Raw genomic sequence first — 1,509 nt, forward strand, 5'->3', positions numbered from 1 at the left:
GGGCATCACCTTGCCGCCGAGGGTGTTCTCCAGCGCCAGCAAGCGGCTGCGCGCGAAGTGCGCATCGTCGGGCTTGATGGCCGCGGCAATGTCGGCCAGCGCCAGCGTGCCGTCCGGCTGGTGGTTCAGCGGCTGCGGCTGGATGCTGCCCAGCACCGCGGCGCCGCCGCCTTCCCAGCGGTAAGTGTGAGCCATCTGGCCGACGATGTATTCGTCACCACGCTGGCAATGCGCCATCAGCCCGCAGAGGTTGCTCTGCGTGCCGCTGGCCATGAACAGGCCGGCCTCGAAGCCCAGCATCCTGGCCAGGCGCGCCTGCAAGGCATTGACCGTCGGGTCGTCGCCGAACACGTCGTCACCAACTTCAGCGCCGGCCATCGCCTCACGCATCGCGGCCGTTGGCTGAGTGACCGTGTCACTTCTTAAATCGATCATGCCGCCACCCCAACGCGGCTCATCTGGATGAAGTTGCGCAGCATCGCGTGGCCATGTTCGGACAGCACCGATTCCGGGTGGAACTGCACGCCTTCCAGTGGCGCGGCGCTGCCGGCCAGTTCGCGGTGGCGCACGCCCATGATCTCGCCGTCGTCGGAGGTGGCACTGATCTCCAGCTCGGCCGGCAGGCTCTCGCGCTCAATGGCCAGCGAGTGGTAGCGGATGACGGTGAATTCTTCCGGCAAGCCTTCGTAGACGCCGCGGCCATCGGTGTGCAGCCGGCTGGTCTTGCCGTGCATCTGCTTTTGCGCCCGCACGATCTTGCCGCCCAAAGCGGCGCCAATGCTCTGGTGCCCCAGGCACACGCCCAGGATGGGCAGCTTGCCGATGAAGTGGCGAATGGCCGGCACGCAGATGCCGGCTTCGGCCGGCGAGCAGGGCCCGGGCGAGAGCACCAGCATCTCGGGCTTCAGCCCGGCAATGCCTTCCAGCGTGATCTCGTCATTGCGGTAAACCTTCACCTCCTGGCCCAGTTCGGCAAAGTACTGCACCAGGTTGAAGGTGAACGAGTCGTAGTTGTCGATCATCAGCAGCATGTCGCTCGGTCCTCGATGTCCAGGGCCCGCGGCGGGGCCGGTTCGCTAGCGTGATCCTCCCATGACGGCCGGCGCAACAGGCGACTCGGCGGCTTCGCAGCTTGGCGGCGGGAGGACAAACGGTGCGCCGGGTGGGCGCGAAAGTGACGGCGCCGGTGGGCGCAGGGGGGTGGTGTTATGCAGGCTTGCGCCAGCGCCAACCAAAGCGCTGCGTTGCGGGGAACAAACGCGTGCAGGACATGGCCGCCATTATGACCCGTGGCCTGCACCGCGCCAGCGCCGGCGCAGCGCGACTTCCGTCACACCGTCGCCCCGGCGCCAGCGCCATGCCGCTACAGCCTGGCCCAACCCGGCCGAAGCCTTGCGGACAACCACTCTCTCGGAGACCCGCCAATGGCCGCTGCCGCCCTGCCCGCTTTCTCCCGCACCCGCCTGTCACAGCTCGCGCTGGCCGCCCTGCTGCTGGCCGGCGCCATCA

3 protein-coding genes are annotated in these 1,509 nt (G+C 67.9%); 1 reads left to right on the forward strand and 2 read right to left on the reverse strand.

Annotated elements, in window-relative coordinates:
* A partial coding sequence (locus tag FKP22_RS30085) for a beta-eliminating lyase-related protein (RefSeq protein WP_233447020.1) occupies positions 1 to 435 on the reverse strand: 435 nt, incomplete at its 3' end.
* Entirely contained in the window at positions 432 to 1,031 is a 600-nt protein-coding gene (locus FKP22_RS30090; RefSeq protein ID WP_141291883.1) for an aminodeoxychorismate/anthranilate synthase component II, read from the reverse strand. The genes FKP22_RS30090 and FKP22_RS30085, both read right to left, overlap by 4 nt.
* A gap of 258 nt (positions 1,032 to 1,289) precedes the next feature.
* On the opposite strand from FKP22_RS30090, the gene FKP22_RS33595 reads away from it, so the two are divergent.
* Positions 1,290 to 1,509: hypothetical protein (locus FKP22_RS33595; RefSeq protein ID WP_211361667.1), on the forward strand; the 220-nt coding region annotated here is incomplete at its 3' end.

Origin of the sequence: Ideonella azotifigens, assembly GCF_006519715.1 — a bacterium.
Classification (GTDB): domain Bacteria; phylum Pseudomonadota; class Gammaproteobacteria; order Burkholderiales; family Burkholderiaceae_C; genus Ideonella; species Ideonella azotifigens.

Coding starts and splice junctions, on each gene's coding strand:
- FKP22_RS30090 (WP_141291883.1), bottom strand. CDS start 1,031: ATGCTGCTGATGATCGACAACTACGACTCGTTCACCTTCAACCTGGTG.